This window comes from Pedobacter sp. MC2016-24 (assembly GCF_015223055.1).
Classification (GTDB): Bacteria; Bacteroidota; Bacteroidia; order Sphingobacteriales; family Sphingobacteriaceae; genus Pedobacter.
Window position 1 is genome coordinate 380,255 of the sequence record NZ_JADFBX010000002.1, and the last position, 15,896, is coordinate 396,150.

The window sequence follows — 15,896 nt, forward strand, 5'->3', positions numbered from 1 at the left end:
ATGAGTATTAAAGTAAAACAACGGGATATTACGGATTGTGGAGCAGCTTGTTTGGCTTCGATAGCTTCTCATTATAAGCTGGATTTGCCCGTAGCCCGAATCCGGCAATTTGCTGGAACAGATAAAAAAGGAACGAATGTATTGGGCATGGTTGAGGCTGCTCAAAAGCTTGGCTTTGAAGCCAAAGGGGTAAAAGGATCATTTGACAGCTTATTTAAAATACCAACGCCAGCAGTTGCACATCTGGTTGTGAAGGGGATTTTGCAGCATTATGTAGTAATTTATAAGGTCAGCAAGAAATTCATCGAAGTAATGGATCCTTTTGATGGCCAGATACACCGCAAAGACCATGCTGCCTTTAAAGATGAATGGACAGGCGCACTTGTGCTGCTCCTGCCTTCGGAAGAATTTGTCGCAGGCAATGAAAAAAGATCAGTCAGTGGGCGCTTCTGGAATCTGGTCAGACCACATAAAAGCATTTTAATACAAGCTTTATTCGGTGCTTTGGTGTATACCATTCTTGGGCTTTCAACTTCTGTGTTTGTACAAAAGCTGGTCGATTTTGTCTTGGTGGATGGAAATAGAAATTTGCTCAACCTCATGAGTATTGGCATGGTGATTATTCTGGCGGTGCAGCTTTTTATTGGCACTGTAAAAACTTTATTTACCTTAAAAACAGGCCAGATGATCGATGCTCAATTGATCCTGGGTTACTATAAGCATTTGTTGAAGCTGCCTCAGCAGTTCTTTGATACCATGCGGGTGGGAGAAATCATTTCCAGGATTAATGATGCGGTTAAAATCAGGACTTTTTTAAATGATGTCAGTATCAATTTCCTGGTGAATATATTCATTGTGATCTTTTCATTCATCATGATGTTTACCTATTACTGGAAGCTGGCCTTGTTGATGTTGGCTGTGATCCCGATCTATTTATTGATATACTTTGTTACAGATAGCTTAAATAAGCGTGCCCAAAGGAAGTTAATGGAAGATGCGGCAGAACTGGAGTCACAATTGGTGGAGAGCCTAAACGCGATAGGAACCATCAAACGTTTTGGTCTCGAATCTTTTGCCAATGATAAAACTGAAACCCGTTTCATTAAGCTCTTAAAAGATGGCTTCAGATCCAATATGAATACGGTCTTTTCCGGAACCTCTGCGGAACTGACATCCAGATTATTAACCATTGTGTTGCTCTGGGTAGGTGCAGGTTATGTGTTGGATAGTCAGATTACACCTGGAGAATTGCTGTCTTTTTATACACTGATCGGGTATTTTACAGCCCCGGTTTCGTCCTTAATCGGGATGAATAAAACGGTTCAGGATGCTGTTATCGCAGCAGACCGGCTGTTTGAGATTATGGATCTGGAGCGTGAAAATGATGAAAGTCAGATTGAGCTGAGTCCGGATAAGATCGGCGATATACATTTCGAACATGTGTCCTTTAGATATGGCAGCCGGGTGGCGGTATTTGAAGATTTAAAGCTAAGCATTGAGCGGGGGAAGTTCACTGCCATTGTTGGGGAAAGCGGCTCTGGAAAATCTACTCTAATGTCTATCCTGCAAAATATTTATCCCATTCAGAAAGGGAATGTTTACATCGGTAAATATGATTTGAAATACATCAGTAAGACGTCATTACGGCGGATGGTATCTGTAGTGCCACAACAAATTGATTTATTTGCTGGTAATGTAATCGAAAATATAGCTGTGGGCGATTATGAACCCGATATGCAGAAGATCATCGATATTGCTACCCAATTGGGCCTGATTGATTTTATTGAATCCTTGCCTAAAGGGTTTCAGACTTATTTAGGAGAGAATGGTACCACTTTGTCGGGCGGCCAAAGACAGCGTATTGCCATAGCCCGCGCCTTATACCGCGACCCTGAAATCCTGATTTTAGATGAGGCGACTTCTTCACTTGATTCAGCTTCAGAAAAATATGTTCAGCGTATGATCGAAATGCTAAAAGCAAAGCATAAAACAGTAATCGTAATTGCACATCGTTTAAGTACTTTAAACAATGCCGATAAAATCATTGTGCTGGACCACGGTAAGGTGATTGAACAAGGAAGTCATAAAGAGCTTCGGGACAAAAAACAATCCCACTATAGTGACCTGTGGAAGCTTCAGATGCCTGAAGAAATATAGCGTTCAGAACATAACAATTGCATATGTTCAAAAGCATGTCGTACTTTGCAGTGTTCTGATGCAAAATAAAGAAGCATGCAAAAGTTTTTAAGAGGTTTTGGTTACGCATTTGCAGGTATAGGTTATGTTTTAAAAACGCAATTGAATTTTAAGGTTCATTGCCTGGCTATGGCATTTGTAATTTTGCTGGGCTGGTATTTTAAATTGTCGACGCAGGAATGGCTTTGGATTGCAATGGTCTGTGGCTTTGTATTGGCCTCCGAATTATTCAATACAGGCATAGAAGTGCTTGTAGATCTGGTTTCCCCGGAAATTCATCCCAAAGCAAAAATCATTAAAGATGTCAGTGCTGCTGCAGTGTTGATTGCTGCGGTTACTGCAATTGTGGTGGGGTTGCTGATCTTTATGCCTAAAATTATAGCTTATGCTTCATAAAACCCGGGGCATCGTATTGAAGACAACGCTTTACAGTGAAAATAGCGTCATTGTACAAATCTTTACTGAAAAATTCGGTATCCAGTCTTACATCATCAATGGGGTGAAAAAGCCAAAGGCTAAGATCAGCATGAATATGTTGCAGCCCCTGCATCTGGTGGACATGGTAGTTTATAACAAAATGAACTCGGATATTCAACGCGTTTCGGAACTACGGCCATCTCCGGTATTCCGTAGCATCCCTTATGATATCATCAAAAGTACCATTGTGCTCTTCTTAAATGAGGTGTTGTATAAAAGCATCCGGCAGCAAATGACCGATGAACATTTGTTTGACTTTATTTTTAACGCCATTTGCTGGTTTGATGAAACGGAAGAACTTAACGTAAACTTTCACCTGGCCTTTTTATTGAAACTGTCCCGGTTTTTAGGTTTTGCACCAAGTATGGAAACCAAAAGCGACCAGAGTTATTTCGATTTGCAAGAAGGAGAATTTAAATCTATGCCACCGGCACATGCCTATTTTATGGATAAACAAGATGCAGGGCACTTCATTTCGCTCTTTATTTTACCCTTTGAAAAAATAAATGAAATTATTTTAGAGAACAGTACCCGTAGGTTGGTATTAGATAAAATATTGGTTTACTATACTTTACATACAGCTTCTTTTGGAAATATCCGTTCTCATCAAATTTTAGAAGATGTACTTTCATAAAAAAGAACATCTTTTTTTGCAAAAATGATTTTAGGGTGTATATTTGCAATCCCAAATCGAAGGGATCTTCGCAAGGAATTACAGTCTGCTCGACTGGTTGAAAAACAAAAGAGCATAACCAAGGGAAATTAGCTCAGCTGGTTCAGAGCACCTCGTTTACACCGAGGGGGTCGGGGGTTCGAACCCCTCATTTCCCACCAACAACGCCCGTCAGGCGCTAAATGACACGACCAAAAGGGAAATTAGCTCAGCTGGTTCAGAGCACCTCGTTTACACCGAGGGGGTCGGGGGTTCGAACCCCTCATTTCCCACAAAAAAAAAAGCCTGTATCATTCATCATGATCAGGCTTTTTTTGTACCCGGTCATCCTGAATTTATATCAGGGTAACGGAATAGCGAATGTGCGGTCCTGAAATAAATTCAGGATGACGGTTGTAATTCATTTGCATTTGGCTAATTTTAACTACATGTCTGCAGAAAAAAATATCCTTCATCCCAGAAATAGACATCGTTCCCGTTACGATTTTCCTGAACTGATCAAAAGCTGTCCGGAGCTTCGTCCTTTTGTGGCACTAAACCCTTATGGCGACCAATCTATTGATTTTTCCAATCCTGTGGCTGTTAAAACATTAAATAAGGCACTTCTAAGCCACTTTTACGGGATCAAAAACTGGGACATTCCTCAGCATTATCTTTGTCCGCCCATTCCTGGACGGGCCGATTATATCCATTATGTGGCAGATTTGCTGAGCGAAATCAATCAGGGTGTCATTCCAACCGGAAAAAACATCAAAGGATTAGACATTGGTGTAGGAGCCAACTGCATTTACCCGATTATTGGACATCAGGAGTATGGCTGGAGCTTTATTGGTTCTGATATCGATCCTTTAGCCGTTAAAGCGGCCAAAAATATTGTTGCAGCCAATCTGCCATTGTCAGATGCCATCACACTAAGGCATCAGCAACAGCGCAATCACATTTTTAAAGGGGTGGTTAAGCCAGGTGAACAATTTGACTTTAGTATCTGTAATCCGCCTTTTCATGCTTCGGCTGCTGAAGCTGCTGCAGGCTCCACAAAGAAAGTGCGTAACCTGGGTAAGCAAAAGTCAAAAGAAGCAGTTCTGAACTTCGGTGGTCAGCATACCGAACTTTGGTGCGAAGGTGGTGAGGTTTCCTTCATCCGAAAAATGATCGACGAGAGTACCGACCTTGCTGATCAATGCCTTTGGTTTACTTCACTGGTGTCAAAAAGTAGTAATCTACCTTTCATTTATCGCGCTTTGGAGCGGGTTAAACCTTTTGAAGTCCGTACAGTAGAAATGGCGCAGGGACAAAAAATAAGTCGATTTGTAGCCTGGACATTCCTTTCATTTGAAGAACAGGGCGCCTGGGCTAAAAAACGCTGGTAACTTTAATCATGCTGACGAAGCCTCAATTGCCAGTAAGCTTGCTTTCTTATTTTTAAAAGCACCTAAGTCTGCCGAAGATCCAAAATGTTTAAAGTAAAGTGCATCACTTTCTTTAAACCTTTTCTTAACCATACAATAGAGGTGCAGACACTTCATCCAGTTTAATGCGGTTGCGCGGTCTTTCCATATTTCGGGATAGACAAAAACAACGTTACCCTCAATCCTGAGCATATTTTTCTCTTCCAGTGCTTTCACATTTGCAATTATTTTTGCGGTCTGTGCCGCCAGATTGGCATTGCTCTGAACTTTTTTCTTTGCGTAAATCATAAGCCGTCAGTTTTCTTTGCAAAGAAACAGCGCATTCGGCAGATATGCAATTTTGCTTATGACTTTTGGTCAACAAACCAATGCGTATGCTGGTATGTTCTACTACCAATAATCATTAAATATAATATAATGAAAGATTTAGAAAATAAAGTAGCCATTGTTACAGGAGCTGGTTCAGGTATTGGAAAAGCTGTAGCGATAACCCTTGCTACAAACGGTGCGAAAGTAGTCGTTTCAGACATCAGTGAAAAAGGTGGTCAGGCGGTTGTAGCTGAGATTAAAGCAAATGGAGGTGATGCGATATTTTATAAAGCAGATACTTCGGTTGCGGCCGACAATGAAAGCCTTGTCAAAGAAACCCTGGCGCATTACGGAGCTTTACACATTGCGGTAAATAATGCTGGTATTGGTGGCGCAGCGGCCCCAACGGGAGAGTATCCTTTAGATAGCTGGGAAAAGGTAATCGGAATTAATCTCTCAGGTGTGTTTTATGGCTTGCGTTACCAGATTGAAGCTATGCTTCCAACCGGAGGTAGCATCATCAACATGGCTTCTATATTGGGACAGGTTGGAACGCGGATGTCGCCCGCATATGTGGCTGCCAAACACGGTGTAGTGGGTTTAACTAAAGCTGCGGCCTTAGAATACGCTGATAAAGGCATCAGAATCAATTCTGTGGGGCCTGGATACATCAAAACGCCATTGCTGGAAGAGCATTTGACTGATGAACAAATGTCGGGTCTGGTTACTTTGCACCCAATTGGCCGTTTGGGCGAAGCGCAGGAAATTGCTGAGTTGGTGTTGTGGCTAAGCTCCGATAAGGCTTCTTTTGTTACCGGAGCTTATTATGCGGCAGATGGTGGTTACCTGGCGCAGTAGTTAGATTTATTCCAGAAGCAGGGCATCGTCCTCTTCATCATCTGTAAGGCTAAGCTGGATACTGTCGGTACCAGCTATGCCTTCAATGGAGCCACGGATGTGTGCTGCATTTAACAATACTTTTTCCAATTGCTTTTCCCTGGCCTTCCACAGTTTTTCCATGGCGTCCCTTTCCTTTTGTATCGACAGTTTCATGCTCATAAATCCTTCCCGAATCGCTTTCCATTGCTCTGAAAATTCATTGCTGGTTAGGTAGTCGTATAACATGTGCATTTTATCGCCACGGTTTTCCTGGGATTTAGCTGCGCTGAATAACTTCACTATGCCATCCCTCAAAATATAAGAAACTGCTTTTACCTCATCGAAAGAACAAATCCAGACCCCATCTTTTTCGCCAAAACAATCCATTCCCTTGGGATAAGCCTGTGTAACAATGACAGCCACATCCACACCCATGCTGCGCATGTCTTTTTTAAGTTTCTCAATCCATTCCATAGAGAAATCCTTGGTGCGTTTACTTTCATAAATGATTTTTCCGCATTCCTGGCCAAATTGATTCCGTACATGATGTACACAATCTGCGCCACGTACACCCTTACCAACTTCAGATACCAAGTCAAAAGGAAAGGCGTTGCGCAGCAATTCTTCGAGGATGAGTTCCTGAACCTCACCCTGTAATTGCATCGAACCCTGCTCAGCTTTACGTTTCATCTCCTCGGCCAGCTTTTTCTGGTCGTCGAGTTGTTTTTCCAATTCCTTAACCCGAAGCTGGTGTTCGGTATCTTTCAAGCTGCTTTTTTCAGCTTCCTGTTTGCGTACCTGCTCAACCATTTCCGCACGTTGTTCCTGGATTTTGCGCTGAATTTCCAATTCCATCTCGGCCTCTTTTTCCTTCATGGCCTGCTCTTTCTTCATGAAGTCGAGTTCTTTGGAGCGCGCGAGTTTTAACTTCTCTTCACTTTCTTTATGCGCATTGTCGAGCATCTGGAGCTTATTTTCAAAGTCAGAGGCTATGGTTTTACGCAAATTTTCTTCCAATACCGTTTGCAGTTGCTTCTTTTCTTCCGCCAGTTTTTTCTCAAACAACTGGGCTTGCTGTAACTTCTGTTGCTCAAAGGTCTGTTCCTGCAACTTTTGTTGCTGGGCAAATTCATGCAGCTTTTTATTGTACTCCTCGTCTTTTTGTTTGGTAAAAGAAACCATCTTTTCCCGAAGGTCTTTTTTATACTCCTCGGCCATTACTTCTTCAATAGGAAAAGTATGTGCACAATTGGGGCATTTTATTTCTGTTGACATAGGTTCGTGTTATTGGGATTATCAGATTGCGAAGAATGCATGGATTGACCAGCGGAAACAGCTTCAGGTCAAAGATACCAATAGAATTTCTGAAAAAAAAGTACAATGTAGGGGGGCTTTCTGCAATTATTTTTGCATTTAACAGGACACAGCAGGATGCCTTTCCTATAAATATCCTTTAGTTTTAAAAAACCAATATAAAAACGGGTCATTATGCTGAAAACAACATTTAAGTACTGCGGCGGCAAAATCATGCCGCTATTAGCGATTCTCTCTCTCTTTTTCTTTCAGGCTGCTTACGCTCAGGAAAGCGTAAATGTAACTGGCAAGGTTACAGATGAAAAGGGCTTGCCGATGCCTGCAGTGTCTGTAAAGGTGAAAGGGACAACACAAGCTGTTGCAACCGACGGTAACGGTCAGTACGCCATTAAGACTACTGTGGGAGCAACCTTGGTTTATCAATATTTAAGCTATGCTACGCAAGAAATTCCCGTGCTTAAATCCGGCCCCATCAACGTGAAACTGGCTGAGGAGAATAACAAGCTGGACGAAGTTGTTGTGATTGGTTACGGAACTCAGAAAAAATCGAATGTTACCGGAGCCATGGCTACTTTTAAGGCCGATCAGCTGGAAGAACGTCCGATTGTGCGTGTTGACCAGGCTTTGGTTGGGCAAATGGCCGGTGTTTCTGTAAAACAAACTAATGGAACTCCAGGTAAAGGATTTACCGTGCAGGTGAGGGGGACAAATTCCATATCAGCAGGTGCTGAACCTTTATATGTCTTGGATGGTTTCCCTTTGGGTGGTGATATCGTGAATGGTTCTGGTAACTTTGCTACGGGAAATCCTTTAGATAACATCAATCCGAACGATATTGAATCTATTCAGGTATTGAAAGATGCTTCTGCAGCTGCAATTTACGGGTCACGTGCAGCAAACGGAGTGGTCTTAATTACCACAAAAAGAGGTAAAACTGGTAAACCTAGCATTACCTTGAATACCTATGCTGGTACCGTACAGCGCAGTAAAAAACTCGACATGCTAAATGGTGCGGAATGGATCGACCGGGCTACAGAAATGATCAATGCCCAATGGGTGGCCTCTGGCGCTGGCAGAACGGCCAGTCAGACTACCGAACAGCGTCGCACCATATTGGGATTAGCTGCAGGACAAATTAACGCTGGTTTTATGCTGGACGACCGTTGGGCTCAGCCTAATTATGGTGGTTTAAAAGTGATCGACTGGCAGGATGAAACCTTTAGAACAGGTATTACCCAAAATTATCAGTTGAGTGCCAGTGGTGCAACTGACATTGTAAACTATTATATTTCCGGTAACTATGTCAATCAGGATGGTATAGTGAAAGGGGTGGGTTACGAGGCTTACTCAGCGAGGGCTAATGTCGAAGTAAAGGCTAATGATAAATTGAAATTTGGTTTAAACATTACGCCTACTTATTCCATTACTAATGATCCGGGTGTAGAAGGAAAAGATAATATTCTACACCAGTTGCTGTCTATGTCTCCAATACAGGAAAACGAAGCCGGAGGTGTAAATGTATTTAATAATGCGCAATATATCTGGGGTGTTTCTACCAATGATCCACTGGCTAAATTGACTTACAATATTGGTACCACTAAAAAATTCAGGACATTAGGTACCATTTATGCATCTTATGATATTTTAAAAGACCTGACCTTTAAAACAACAGTTAACTTAGACAATACAGATAACTCTTCAAAAAGTTATGTGCCCTATACCATTACTGGTTCTTTAAGCACGCGTACTACCACACCTAACCTGGGTACTTCTGGTTCATACAACACCTATAGAAAAAGGACTTTTGTAAATGAGAATACTTTGTCTTATAACAAGGTGATCAATAAAGATCATGATTTATCAATCTTATTGGGGCAGGCCTACAACTCTTTTAAATTAGAAAGTAGCTCGATGTCATCTGTAGGTGGTTTTGGTGTAAGTGGTATTACTACTTTAAATGCTGCTGCAAATATTGCTGCGAGTACCTATGAAGGTTTGAATAACCTGGTTTCCTTTTTCGGACGTGCTCAATACGCGTATAAAAGTAAATACTTGTTGTCGGCCAGTATGAGGCGAGATGGTTCGTCCCGCTTTGGTTATACTAATAAGTATGGCTGGTTCCCTTCTGCATCAGCAGGATGGAGAATTTCTGAGGAGGGCTTCATGAAAGCGATACCACAAATTAGTGATTTGAAATTGCGGGTGAGTTACGGCGTTGCGGGTAATTACAGTATTGGAGATTATAGTGCATTGGGCCTATTGGGAGCTAGCAACTATACCTTCAACAATGTTGTCGCTTTTGGTCAGGCATTGGGTAATCTGGCTAATCCCAATTTAGGATGGGAAAAATCTAAAACAAAAAGTATTGGTTTAGATTATGGTTTGTTTGACAACCGCATTACCGGATCTGTAGATTATTATAGTAAAGTGAGTAGCGACTTGTTGTTAAACGTTCCAATTGCAGCTATAACCGCGTTTCCAACGCAATTGAGTAATACTGGGAGTGTAAGTAATAAAGGATTAGAATTTGAATTGACTACCCGTAACTTAACTGGCGATTTTCAATGGACAACATCTTTAAATGCCAGTCATAACGCCAATAAATTAATTTCATTGGCTCCTGGTCAGGATCAGATTTTAATTCCTTCCAGTTTCGATATTTCGCATAGCATTTTAAAAGTTGGCTTGCCCATGTATAGCATTTATGTGGTTCAACAAGATGGAATTTTGACTGCTCAGGATATCGCCAATAAAGCAGCCCTATTTGGTAGTCAGACGGTTGGTGATCCAAAATATGTAGATTTCAATGGCGATGGTGTGATTGACGCCAATGACCGTCAGATTTTAGGTAAACCAAATCCGACCTGGACTTATGGTATGACCAATACTTTTAAATACAAAGGATTTGACCTGAGCGTACTTGTTCAAGGCCAGACTGGTGGTTCTATTTACTCCCTACTTGGTCGTGCTTTAGGTAGAACCGGACAAGGTGTGCCAGACAATGCTTTAGGTTTTTACAGAGATCGCTGGCGTTCAGAAGCTGACCCGGGTGCTGGAGAAGTAGGTAAAGCGTATTCAACTTTCGGACGTATTAAAAATACCGACTGGTTATATTCTTCTAACTATTTCCGCGTGCGCAATATTACACTGGGTTATGACTTAGGTAAACAATTCAAAACTAAAGCCATCAAAGGTGCAAGAGTTTACATGACAGCAGAAAATTTCTTTGGACACGACAGCTATAAAGGAGGGTTCAATCCAGAGGCAACCAATACAAACCTGAGTGGTAGTACTGAATTCCCGGAAGCAGGAGATTATGGTGGGTTGCCTTTGCCTAAATCTTTAATCCTGGGATTGAACTTTACATTTTAACACGTAGTCATCAACATTAAATCATAAAGAGATGAAAAAAATACTATATACCTTATTGGGAGCTGCGATATTCACTGTCTCTTGTAAAAAAGAACTGAATCAACAATCCATATCTAACAATACCATAGATACTTATTTTACTACGCCAAACGATTTTTTACAAGGGAACAATGCCATTTATAACGACCTGCGTACTTTCCCGGATCGGTTGATGAATTTATCAGAGACCCGTTCAGACAATTTATATGCAGCCTCGGAAGGTGGTGTACGCGATTGGGAAGGTATCAACAGTTTCCAAAAAACGATTGCTGCGAATGCCAGCATAGAAGAGGCTTGGGCAAAAGATTTCAACGGAATCATGAGGGCCAATACCATGATTGAACAACTTGTAAAAAATGGCAGTATTTTACCTGATGATTTGACTAGAAAACGTTATGAGGCACAGGCTAAATTTTTAAGGGCTTTTTATTATTTTGACCTGGTACGTACTTATGGTAAAGTGCCGTTAACAGATCACGCCGTACTTGCTGCCGAAGCTTTAACTATCCCAAGAAGTCCTGTTGCTGATGTTTATCAACTGATCATTTCCGATTTGAAATTTGCAGGTGACAATTTACCGATGGCATCTGAATATGCAGTTGCAGATAAAGGCCGGGCGACCAAATATGCCGCAAAATCATTACTGGCCCTGGTTTATATGACACGTTCTTCGCCAACCTATGGCATTGAAGGCCCGGGATTGGGATTAAACGAATGGGACCAGGCAGTTACTTTGTTAAATGAAGTGATCAGCAGCAACCAATATTCTTTTATCGATAATTACAGCAGCATCTTTGGATATGCCAATGAAAACAACAAAGAAGTGGTTTTTAACGTAGAATATGCTACTGGTTTTAACCCACAAGTAGGTGCAACTTTTCCATGGGTACTGGTACCTGATGGTTATTTCCAGTCTCTAGGCATTGCCACTCAGGGTGGATTGCAAATACGCCCGGTATCTAACAACTTGTTAAATTCTTTTGAGGCTAATGATATCCGGAAAACTTTTGCAATTAAGACTGGCTATACCATTCCTAAAGGCGCTACCGAAACCCAGTCCTTTATTGTAAAATATGTAGATGTAACTAAGGTTCCGGCATCAAGAACAGATTGGCCGATCAACTTCATCGTGATCCGCTACACCGATGTGTTGTTGATGAAAGCAGAGTGTGTATTGCATGGCGCTGCGGGCTCAACGGCTACGGATGTGGATGCTGTGGTGAACAAGGTACGTGTAAGAGCCGGCTTAGCAGGCAATAAAAGCAATGTAACCCTTGCTCAGTTGATGGAAGAACGCAGAAAAGAATTTGTGGGTGAAGGTTTGCGCTGGCATGACCTGGTACGTAGTGGGCAGATCGAAACCATTATGCCTGCCTGGATCACTGCAGACGACGTGAAACACCAGATGCAGCCCTTCAATAAAAACTACATCATCTATCCGGTTCCACAAAGTCAGCTTGACGTTAAAGTAGGCTTATACTCCCAAAATGCCGGATATTAAGATGAACCGATCTTTCAATTAAATACAAGAGCCTGTGCAAATTCCTATTTGTACAGGCTTATTTGCTTTTAAAAAAACGCTTTCAATACAACCGTCACAAATAAACCAAATTATAAACTATGAACAAACGATTACAACAAGCTTTTGTTGCGGCGTTTCTAAGCGCCTCTGTTCTGAATTCCGATGTATCGGCACAAATTAGTAAACCAAAATGGCCACAAATTACCCAACAGAATAAACCCTGGGCACGCTGGTGGTGGCAGGGAAGTGCCGTTAGCCCTAAAGGCTTAACCTGGATGATGGAGGAATATCAGAAAGTAGGATTGGGCGGATTAGAGATCACCCCCATTTACGGCGTGAAAGGTTCCGAAAAGCAATTCATTGATTTCCTCTCCCCAAAATGGGTTGATATGCTTAAATTCACCTTATCTGAAGGACAAAGATTAGGTTTGGGGATTGATATGGCTATGGCCTCTGGATGGCCCTTTGGCGGTCCCTGGGTTACCAATGAAGATGCCAGTAAATACGTAGCACATAAAATCTATCAACTCAAATCCGGAGCACAGCTCACTGAAAAAATTGAATTCATTCAGGCGCCAATTGTTCGGGTAGAAGGAGAGAAGATCGATATTTCTAAATTGAAAGAGCCTATCGCATCCAATCCCAATCTTCAACTGCATGCCTTCGACCAGGTGCGTTTTCAAAAACCATTACCTCTTCAGGCTTTAATCGCTTATTCGGATCAAGGCTCGAAATTAGACTTGACCACTAAAGTTACTGCAGATGGCAAACTCAATTGGAAAGCACCAGCAGGAAACTGGACTTTATATGCTGTTTTTGAAGGCTGGCATGGCAAGATGGTAGAGCGTGCCGGACCGGGGGGGGAAGGCTATGCCATCGACCATTTTTCACACCAGGCAACCAGCAATTACCTGAAACACTTTGATGAAGCTTTTAAAGGCAGTGACCTGAGTAAAATCCGTTCATTCTTTAATGATTCTTATGAAGTTGATGATGCCAGCGGTGAGGCCAGCTGGACACCCCTGTTTTTTGAAGAATTTAGAAAACGCAGGGGTTATGAGCTGAAAGATTACCTGCCAGCATTGTTTGGTAAAATGGAAAGCGACCTGGATAAACGTGTACTATGCGATTACCGCGAAACCATTTCCGATCTGTTACTCGATAATTATACCAAAACATGGCATTCCTGGGCTAAAGACCGGGGTGCTTTGATCCGGAACCAGGCACATGGCTCACCAGCCAATATTCTGGATCTTTATGCGGCTACCGATATTCCGGAAATCGAGGGAACCGATATTTTTAGAATTAAGTTTGCCTCTTCCGCAGCCAATGTTACCGGTAAAGCGTTGATCTCGTCTGAGTCAGCAACCTGGGAAAACGAGCATTTTCTCTCTAAACTGGGCGATGTAAAAAAACGCATGGACATATTTTTGCTGGGTGGGGTAAACCATACCTTTTACCACGGTGTGAATTATACGCCACAGGAAGCGGCCTGGCCAGGCTGGTTGTTCTACGCTGCCGTGCATTTTACGCCAAATAATACTTTTTGGGCGGACTTTGCCAAGTTGAACAATTACGTGGCGCATGTACAGTCTTTCATGCAACAAGGAAAACCAAATAATGATGTTTTGCTGTATCTGCCTATTTACGATACTTTTTCTAAGCCTGGAAAATCGCTTTTACAGCACTTTGATGGTATAGATCATGGATTTAAAGGCACTGTGTTGGAAGAAGGAGCTGCTGCCTTGCAAAGCAAAGGCTATGGCTTCGATTTTATCTCAGATCGCCAGATTTTGCAAACTTCCTCACAAGATAAATTGATTGCTACTGGTGGTATAACTTACCAGACCGTCGTGGTTCCCGCACCTGAATATATTCCGCTCGAAACTTTTCAAAAACTGTTTGAATTGGCTAAAGATGGAGCCAACATCATCTTATTTAAAAAAGCACCGAAGGATATTTCTGGATTAAGAGATTTGGAGCAGCGTAGAAAGACTTTTAATGCGATGCTGGCTCAACTTACATTTAACGACACACAGGTTAGCGGCGTAAAACGTGCTGCTATTGGAAAGGGTGCATTTGTGCTAAGCGATGACATGGATAAAGCCCTGAGCTTTGCTGGCGTAGCGAGAGAAACTATGGTAGATCAGGGTTTCGAAGTCACCAGACGGAAATATGATAAAGGCATGAATTACTTCGTCGTAAACAGCACTGGAAAGGCTATTGATGGCTGGATCAGCATCCAAGCAGCAGCCAGATCTGTAGCCGTGTTTAACCCGATGACCGAGCAAACGGGTTACGCATCTGTGTTAAACAACAGTGATGGAGGAACCAAAGTTTATGTACAGCTCTCTCCTGGCGAGAGTTGTATTCTTCAGACTTCATCTGAGCAGCAGCAAGGTTCTGTTTATCCATATGCAAAAATGGTCACTAAACCACAGGAAGTTAAAGGTACCTGGGATGTGCAGTTCATCAAAGGTGGACCTGTACTCCCTGCCTCAACTAAAACCACTAAACTGAGTTCCTGGACAGAATTTAATGATCCCAATGCCAAAAACTTCTCTGGCACAGCTAAATATACCATTTCGGTTAAAAAGCCGGTTGGCAAGGTTGACGCCTGGCAACTTGACCTGGGTAATGCACAGGAAAGTGTGAATGTCAGGTTAAATGGCAAAGTGATCGGTACAGCAATCGGACCAGAATATAAATTTGAAATCCCGGCAGAGCTGTTTGGCGAAGAAAATATCCTTGAAGTAGAAGTTTCGAACTCCATGGCCAACCGCATCATTTACATGGATCAGAACCATATGCCATGGAAAAAGTTTTATAACATCAATATGCCTGCCCATTTGCCGGAAAACCGTGGTACAGATGGTAAATTCTCAGCAGAAAAGTGGAGCCCTAAAGCATCCGGATTAACCAGCCCGGTTACTTTAACAGGTATCAAATATACGAATCCACAGGTATTGCCTTAATTGCAATGCGAATGCAGGTAGCTTAGCGTTTAACGTATAAGCTGCCTGCAAATTTCATAGAAACGCTCCGGTTAGGGGCGTTTTCTATTTGAATATTTAAGGAGCCGTCAAAATCAATCAACTCCAATACTTTAATATTGGTGCCAATAGTGATGTTTAGTTTCTCCAGGTATTGTAAAAATAACGTCGAAGTATCTTTTACAGCCGTAACTTTACCCGTTTCTCCTGCTGTAAGTTCTGATAATAAAGTTTTTTCAAAAGAAGGCATTTCCCCGTTGGCTTTAGGAATGGGGTCACCGTGCGGGTCAAATTCTGGAAAGCCCAAAAACTCATCTAACTTATTAACTAGTTTTGGCGACTGTATGTGCTCCAGCTGTTCGGCCACTTCATGTACTTCATCCCAACTGAAATCAAGCTTTTCGTATAAAAAGGTTTCCCATAGCCGATGTTTCCTCAAAATCGTAATCCCGTTTTTCTTGCCCTCTTCGGTCAGTAAAATCTTACCATATTTTTGGTAAGTCACCAGGTTTTTTTCTTTTAGCTTTTTTAGCATGTCAGTTGCTGTAGCTGGTTTTACCCCCAAATGTGCTGCCATTTCGTTGGTACCAGCCTCTGGACGTGTTTCATTTTGAAAGCTCAGCATCAATAAGGCCTTTAAATAGTTTTCTTCAGTATAAGATAGCATGTCGCAAATATAAGAAATAATAAATATCAAATTATATTTGTTAGGT

Annotated in this window: 11 protein-coding genes and 2 tRNA genes; 10 read left to right on the top strand and 3 right to left on the bottom strand. The window is 41.9% G+C overall.

The features are described 5' to 3' along the window. The 6 genes from IM797_RS07230 (at position 1) to rlmF (ending at position 4,716) form a co-directional block, all read left to right on the top strand. Positions 1 to 2,157 carry a peptidase domain-containing ABC transporter gene (locus IM797_RS07230; protein WP_194126438.1) on the top strand — a complete coding sequence of 719 codons (2,157 nt, stop codon included), beginning with the start codon at positions 1 to 3 and terminating at the stop codon, positions 2,155 to 2,157. Positions 2,158 to 2,232: 75 nt separating this feature from the next. Further along, positions 2,233 to 2,592 carry a diacylglycerol kinase family protein gene (locus IM797_RS07235; RefSeq protein ID WP_194126439.1) on the top strand — a complete coding sequence of 120 codons (360 nt, stop codon included), beginning with the start codon at positions 2,233 to 2,235 and terminating at the stop codon, positions 2,590 to 2,592. Continuing rightward, positions 2,582 to 3,307, top strand: coding sequence for a DNA repair protein RecO (gene recO / locus IM797_RS07240; RefSeq protein ID WP_194126440.1), 726 nt, complete (start codon positions 2,582 to 2,584; stop codon positions 3,305 to 3,307). The genes IM797_RS07235 and recO overlap by 11 nt, the downstream gene beginning before the upstream one ends. A gap of 122 nt (positions 3,308 to 3,429) precedes the next feature. Continuing rightward, positions 3,430 to 3,507, top strand: a tRNA-Val gene (locus IM797_RS07245). Positions 3,508 to 3,543: 36 nt separating this feature from the next. Continuing rightward, positions 3,544 to 3,618: transfer RNA gene (locus IM797_RS07250), tRNA-Val, on the top strand. 156 nt (positions 3,619 to 3,774) lie between these two features. Further along, on the top strand, positions 3,775 to 4,716 hold the full coding sequence (rlmF, locus tag IM797_RS07255) for a 23S rRNA (adenine(1618)-N(6))-methyltransferase RlmF (RefSeq protein ID WP_194126441.1): 942 nt from the start codon (positions 3,775 to 3,777) through the stop codon (positions 4,714 to 4,716). 6 nt (positions 4,717 to 4,722) lie between these two features. Here rlmF and IM797_RS07260 read toward each other — a convergent pair whose 3' ends face one another. Continuing rightward, positions 4,723 to 5,043: a hypothetical protein gene (locus tag IM797_RS07260; protein ID WP_194126442.1), complete on the bottom strand. Its 321-nt coding sequence runs from the start codon at positions 5,041 to 5,043 to the stop codon at positions 4,723 to 4,725. Between the two features lie 129 nt (positions 5,044 to 5,172). Here IM797_RS07260 and IM797_RS07265 point away from each other — a divergent pair, with 129 nt between their 5' ends. Continuing rightward, positions 5,173 to 5,922, top strand: a complete 750-nt coding sequence (locus IM797_RS07265) for an SDR family NAD(P)-dependent oxidoreductase (RefSeq protein ID WP_194126443.1) — start codon at positions 5,173 to 5,175, stop codon at positions 5,920 to 5,922. 6 nt (positions 5,923 to 5,928) lie between these two features. On the opposite strand, the gene IM797_RS07270 is transcribed toward IM797_RS07265, so the two are convergent. Further along, positions 5,929 to 7,218, bottom strand: a complete 1,290-nt coding sequence (locus IM797_RS07270) for a DUF2130 domain-containing protein (RefSeq protein ID WP_228098750.1) — start codon at positions 7,216 to 7,218, stop codon at positions 5,929 to 5,931. A 213-nt stretch (positions 7,219 to 7,431) separates the two neighbouring features. On the opposite strand from IM797_RS07270, the gene IM797_RS07275 reads away from it, so the two are divergent. The 3 genes from IM797_RS07275 to IM797_RS07285 all read left to right on the top strand — a co-directional run bounded on the left by IM797_RS07275 (position 7,432) and on the right by IM797_RS07285 (position 15,165). Further along, on the top strand, positions 7,432 to 10,629 hold the full coding sequence (locus IM797_RS07275) for a TonB-dependent receptor (protein WP_194126444.1): 3,198 nt from the start codon (positions 7,432 to 7,434) through the stop codon (positions 10,627 to 10,629). A gap of 31 nt (positions 10,630 to 10,660) precedes the next feature. Next, positions 10,661 to 12,169: a RagB/SusD family nutrient uptake outer membrane protein gene (locus IM797_RS07280; protein WP_194126445.1), complete on the top strand. Its 1,509-nt coding sequence runs from the start codon at positions 10,661 to 10,663 to the stop codon at positions 12,167 to 12,169. A 119-nt stretch (positions 12,170 to 12,288) separates the two neighbouring features. After that, a complete protein-coding gene (locus IM797_RS07285; protein ID WP_194126446.1) occupies positions 12,289 to 15,165 on the top strand; it encodes a glycosyl hydrolase in 2,877 nt (958 codons plus the stop codon). A 22-nt stretch (positions 15,166 to 15,187) separates the two neighbouring features. Here the strand turns inward: IM797_RS07285 and IM797_RS07290 are convergent, their stop codons facing one another. Beyond that, positions 15,188 to 15,850, bottom strand: coding sequence for a metal-dependent transcriptional regulator (locus IM797_RS07290; protein WP_194126447.1), 663 nt, complete (start codon positions 15,848 to 15,850; stop codon positions 15,188 to 15,190). Positions 15,851 to 15,896 lie beyond the last annotated feature (46 nt).